The sequence below is a fragment of the Rhizobium sp. PRIMUS64 genome (assembly GCF_023006465.1).
Classification (GTDB): Bacteria; Pseudomonadota; Alphaproteobacteria; order Rhizobiales; family Rhizobiaceae; genus Rhizobium; species Rhizobium leguminosarum.
Genome location: NZ_JALBGX010000227.1, coordinates 1 through 5,855 on the forward strand (window position 1 = coordinate 1; position 5,855 = coordinate 5,855).

Below are 5,855 nucleotides of genomic sequence, written 5' to 3' on the forward strand. Positions count from 1 at the left end.
GTGATGGCGCGCAGCGCGGCGCGCACGGGATCGGGGTGGCAGCCGCAACCACCGCAGACATGCGACCAGCGCGCGTCGACACGGTCGGAAAGATTGCCTGGCATGATGACCGCCAGAAAAGCGGGAACGCCGATATCCGTCGTCATGTCGAGCAGCAGCAGTTTCATGCCGGCGCGTGTGATCCGGTCGGTCATGACGTCGATAACCGCATCGCCGAAGGAGGCAGGGTCGACGCGGCTCTCCTTCAGGCGCTCCGGCGATTTCAGCTGGGTCAAGGCCCAGGCGTCGCGCTCCACCAGCTCGCAAAGTCCATGCAGGACCGCTTCGGAGGGCGTGTTGCCGGAGGCAAGCCCATCGCTCGACTGCTCGAAACCCGGCGGCCTCTCGCCGCGATGATCGAGACCGACGAGCCACCAGGGCACGAAGACACTGCTGCCGGAAAGGATGTCGAGCCCCGTGCACCAGGGAATAGGCTTGCTGCCGATCTCATCGGGCGCGCAGCGTGCGACATTGTCGAGATCGATCATCGCGGCCCGCTCCGCCCGCATGCTGTCGATCGTCGCCTGCGTCAGGTCGGCGGGGGCAATTTCGGCGATCCGCGTCTCGACTGCTTCCATCGCCGCCGAGGTCATGGCGGCATCATTATCGATACCCTTGCCCTGAAACACCGACAGCGTATGGCTGTTCGGCCTCGTTGCGAAGGCGACGGGGATGTTCAAGACATCGAGTGCAGTCAGCAGACCGACGCGCGTGATGCCGAATTCGCGCAGATGCGGCCTGACGGCTGCGAGGGTCTGAGCCGGCGTGACCGCGCGGTCATGATAATCGCTGACACCGGCCGATGATCGTTTAAGGTCACCGGCTAGCGTTTCAAGGTCGGTGAAAGCGGACATACCGATCTGTTCCTTAGCGGAACCTCAGCGCATGCGTCAGGCTCTCGAGCGCATTTGCGGAAACGTTGAGTTCGTCCTGCTTCAGGGCAGCCCTGGCGGCGGCAGAAAAGCGCAGAGACTGTGTCTGAGCTGCAGTGGTTTCAGCATTCGTCTTCATGTTCCATCTCCGATTGGTCAGGCAGCGCCTTGCTGCCGTTAACCATCAGAGGGAAACATTGCCTGCGTCATTTAAGCGTTACAGGCTTCGTTAAAAGGCGATGCAATCAGGGAAGACCGGCAAGATGCAGGCCCTTTATCAACGGTTCCGTATAGGCGGGATCGCGATCGGGGACGAAATGACGGATGTCCTCGCTGCGGAAATCCGGGAAGTTTTCCAATACCACCCTAGCGTAATTCCTGGCCTTGCTCGTATCGCCGGCCATGGCATGCGAGGCGGCGAGCAGACGGGCCGTTGCCTGCTTCGCCTTCACCGGTTCCAACGCCTCGATCGCCATTTCATATTCTTCGCGCATGAAGTGGATGCCGCCGAGGTTCCAGTAATAATAGTCCGGCGGCAGCGGATTGAGTTTGAAGGCCGCGCGGCTGAGCTCCAGCGCTCGATCGAAATCGCCATCATGAGAAAGCGCGTCAGCGAAATCGGCGAGGATGTCGGCGTCGTTGGGATTGAGATCCTGGGCCTGCTGGAAATATTCCAGGCTTTCGTCAAAGCGGCGGCGATAAAGCGCCACGAAGCCGAGCTCGCGGTAGGCCCGGCCGCTGTTCGGGTCGGACTGCTGCGCCTGCCGGGCAGCACCGTTCGCCTCGTCAAGCAGTTCCTTGTCCCGCATGCCGCGGATCAGCCATTCCATGCCGAGCGCGCGCGACATGCCAGCATGGGCGGCAGAGAAATGTTCGTAACGATTGAGCGAGGATTTGAACCATTTGCGCGCCTGGCGCAGATGCTGCAGATCGGTCTGGGCGATCAGCCGCTTGCCTTCCAGGTAGAGACGGTAGGCGGACGGCGGCGCCTCGCCGATCGGTATCGCCAGTTCGTGGCGCTCGATCGTGTCGGCGAGCGAGGAGACGATCCGCCGCGTCAGATGCGCGAAGGATTCGCTTATCTTCTGCATGACCAGCGGCAGTTCGATGGCCCAGATCACTTCCGAGGTCGTCGTCCGCGTCAGCCGGCAGGTCGCAAAGACATCCTCGTCGCGGCCCTGGATGGTGACATAGACCGCATAGTCAAAGCTGAGGTCGAGCGGACCGGGCACGGCCCGCGACGGATCGATCGAACGGCTGAGGATCTCCAGGCTCGTATGCGCAGCGATCACCTTGAAGCCGCGCTGCTGGCTGAGGCCGATGGTGACGTCTTCGAGAAGCGCCCTGCCGACGCGCTCCATCAGCGGATCGGTGAAGATACTTTCCGGCGGCAGAATGATGATGCGCGGCTGGCCGACCGTATTGACGGAAAGGTTAAGCGCCGACTGAGGATGTCCCGACGTCGCCTGTGCTGCCGGCACCAGGTTGAGTTCGCGGGCAAGAGCAGTGGTGCTTTCTTCCGGCTCGGTGTCGAAATCGTCCTTCAGCTGGCTCTTGCACTTCAGATAGGCCTGACGCGCCGCTGCCGGATCGTTCATCCTGACATAGGTGCGCATCAAGGCGCGATAGGCCGTCTCGCTGGCAGGGTCGAGTTCCAGCAGGCGCCTGGCAAGCGTGACCTGCTCTTCATCAGATCTGTCTTCTGATGTCTCGACCAGCCGGGTGAGATGGGCGGAGCGCAGTTCGTCGACGCGCTGGCGCTCGAAGGTCAGCCAGTCCTCGGCGCCCTGCGTCGGCGATTTGACGCCTTCGAGCAATTCGCCGTTCAGCAGGCCGCCGTCTTCGGGTGCGAGTGGCCCTTTCTGTTTCAGGATATGAACATCGACCTCCCAGCCATCGGCAAGGCCGATATGGGTTCGGGTCGCGGCAAGCAGCTGTGGAAGGCCGGCGGGAACGCTCTGCTCGATGCGCGCCAGTAGCTGGCGCAGGCTGCCGGCCCGTTTTTCCGGCAGTTCCGATTGCCAGAGCTGTCGCCTGACGGTTTCGCGGTCGAGTTCGAAATTGGGTTCGGCGGCGAGCATGGCGAGGAGAAAATAAGACTTCTCCGGCAAGGGGAGTTCCGTCCCCGCCGCCAGCAATCGCGGTCTTCCGAGCAGGCACAGCCTGTTCGTCAGCATCTGCCGGATGTCCATCGCATCTCGGTTCTCACCCCTGAAAGCCAAGGCGCACAAGCGCACCGGCCAATCCAAAGCATGTTAGAGCCATAAGAGGCCGGCGCATAGCGGTTTTGCTTTAAAAAGAAGAATTTTCAGCGAATATTTGCATATTCTCGCGCCACACGGGGAGGAAATGCTTGCCTACACTTTCGTGAGGATGCGGTTTGCGTGTCGTGGCGGCAGGTTATTTCCACTGCCGATGGTCCTTATCACCCGCTATTCCCAACCAAATCGCGGCCGCGTTAAAGGCCGAGCGCCTTGATGTGCTCGATCGAACGCCGGGCGAAGCGGCGCCAGTCGGCCGGATTGTCATGCTCGGTGACGATATGCTGAGCCTTTGTCTCGCGGAAGAGTGGTACGAATTTTTCCCAGTCGATGATGCCGTCGCCGGTCGCAGCCCAACCGTCTTCCGTCGTGGTGCCCTTCGGGCGAATTCGACGGTGGCCACGGGCGCTATGCCTATTACGACACGGTGCCCGATCTCGGCGTCATGATCGAACTGCTGGAATTCGACAGCGACAAAGAAGTCCAGCCGAAGCAGGCCTGAGGGGTCACAGCACCTGTGCAATCCGTTTCGGGCTGACCTCCGTCGCGGCCGCGGCTTCGACGAAATCGAGCCCGATATCCAGCACCGGGGCGCTGTGTGTCAGCCAGCCGACGGAAATGAGGTCGACACCGGAAGCAGCGATTGCGGCGGCCGTTATCGGCGTGACGCGCCCGGATGCTTCGGTGATGGCTCGGCCGGCGACGATAGCGACGGCTTCGCGCAGCTGATCGGGCGTCATATTGTCGAGCAGAACGGCGTCGACGCCGATGTCCATCGCTTCTTGCAGCTGATCGAGGGTGTCCACTTCGACCTCGATCTTCACCATATGGCCGACGCCTGCCCGCGCCCGGCGGATCGCTTCAGCGACCCCACCGGCGATGGCGACGTGATTGTCCTTGATCAGCACTGCGTCATAAAGCGCGAAACGGTGATTCATGCCGCCACCGGCTCGCACCGCATATTTCTCCAGCGCCCTGAGGCCCGGCGTCGTCTTGCGCGTGCAGGCGACGGAAGCCTTGGTACCCCTGATGGCGGCGGCGATCCCTGCCGTCACTGTGGCGATGCCTGAGAGATGGCCGAGGAAATTCAGCGCGGTGCGCTCGGCGCTCAGCAGGCCACGCGACGGGCCTTCGATGGTGGCGATCACATCGCCGGGTTTGACCGCGTCGCCATCCTGGAGATGGCGGCGCATGACGATCTCTGGATCGACGAGAGCGAAGGCGAGTTCGGCGGCATCGAGTCCGGCGATCACGCCCGGCTGACGGGCCGCCATCACCACCGTCGAGCGATGATGGCTAGGGATAACCGATGCCGAGGTGATGTCACCGGCAAGACCGAGATCTTCGAGCAGGGCGGCCCGCACCAAGGGTTCGACGATCAGGCGCGGAAGGGGAACGCGGCGCATCTCAGGCACTCCTTGCAAGGGCATAGGGCGGCGTCGCGCGGGCGATCTCCAGCGCTTGGGAAAGGTGCATCTGGCGCCGGTTGGCATTGGCGAGCTTCAGCGGAAAGTCGGTGCGGGCATGGGCACCGCGCGATTCCATTCGCAGGCTGGCAAAGACGGCGATCAGCAGCGCGACGATAGCCGGATCGGCGGCAGGGCCGTTGCCTTCGGCAAGCGGCAGCAGGGAGGCGATCGCGCCATGAATGGCGCCGGCATTGCGCAGCACGCCGAGATGGCGCGAGACGATCGGCCGCACGAATGACGCATCGGTCGGCGCCGGGAGACTCCCTCCGGAGATAGTGCCGGCACCACTTGCCGGAATGCCCGAAATGTCGCGTGCAGCCCGCATGCCCATGACAGCCGCCTCCAGCAGCGAATTGCTGGCAAGCCGGTTTGCGCCGTGCAGGCCGGTCGAGGCCGCCTCTCCGGCGACCCAGAGACCGGGAACCGAACTGCGGCCATTTGCATCCGTGGCCACGCCGCCCATGTGATAGTGAACGGCCGGGCGCACAGGAATGAGGTCTCTCGCCGGATCGATGCCGGCCTCGCCGCAAAGGCTCGAGATGACAGGAAAGCGAGCGGCAAAGCGGCTGCCGAGAGCATCGCGGGCATCGAGAAATACTCGTCCGCCGCGGGCGATTTCGGCGCTGATCGCCCGCGCCACCACGTCACGCGGTGCAAGCTCGGCCCCTGGAATGCGGGCCATGAACCGTTCGCCGCGTTCGTTGACGAGCAAAGCCCCCTCCCCGCGCACCGCCTCGCTGATGAGCGCCAGCGGCCTGCGGCGTGAATCGAGTGCGGTTGGATGGAACTGGACGAATTCCATATCGGCGAGCGCGGCACCGGCCCTTGCTGCGAGCGCGATCCCCTGGCCAAAATTGCCCATCGGATTGGTGGTCGCGTCGTAAAGCCCGCCAATGCCGCCGGTGGCGAGCACCACCCGTGAAGTGGGCAGAATGGCGGCGCCATTCGCGGTCGCGCAGAGCAGGCCGGCGACCTGCTCGCCATCCATCACAATCCGCCGCGCCTCGAAGCCTTCGAGCACTGATATAGCCGGCGTTTTCATCACCGCCTGGATCAGCGCGGCGATGATCGCCGCACCCGAGCCATCGCCTTCGGCATGGACGATGCGGCGGCGATTATGGGCCGCCTCCAGCCCGAGCGAGAGGTCTCCTGCGGTATTCCGGTCGAAACGCACGCCGGCTTGCTCCAGCGCGGCAATCGCTGCCGGCGCCTCG

At 63.4% G+C, this 5,855-nt stretch carries 5 protein-coding genes; all 5 read right to left on the reverse strand.

Annotated elements, in window-relative coordinates:
* The coding region (locus tag MOV76_RS37955; protein ID WP_247266490.1) for a YcaO-like family protein at positions 1-893 on the reverse strand (893 nt) is incomplete at its 3' end.
* Positions 894-906: 13 nt separating this feature from the next.
* Entirely contained in the window at positions 907-1,050 is a 144-nt protein-coding gene (locus MOV76_RS37960) for a hypothetical protein (protein ID WP_003553391.1), read from the reverse strand.
* A 106-nt stretch (positions 1,051-1,156) separates the two neighbouring features.
* Positions 1,157-3,103 (reverse strand): BTAD domain-containing putative transcriptional regulator, encoded by a 1,947-nt coding sequence (locus MOV76_RS37965; RefSeq protein ID WP_050566358.1) that lies wholly within the window; start codon positions 3,101-3,103, stop codon positions 1,157-1,159.
* A gap of 575 nt (positions 3,104-3,678) precedes the next feature.
* Positions 3,679-4,602 carry a carboxylating nicotinate-nucleotide diphosphorylase gene (gene nadC / locus MOV76_RS37970; protein WP_247266491.1) on the reverse strand — a complete coding sequence of 308 codons (924 nt, stop codon included), beginning with the start codon at positions 4,600-4,602 and terminating at the stop codon, positions 3,679-3,681.
* Positions 4,580-5,855: L-aspartate oxidase (locus MOV76_RS37975; protein ID WP_247266492.1), on the reverse strand; the 1,276-nt coding region annotated here is incomplete at its 5' end. The genes MOV76_RS37975 and nadC, both read right to left, overlap by 23 nt.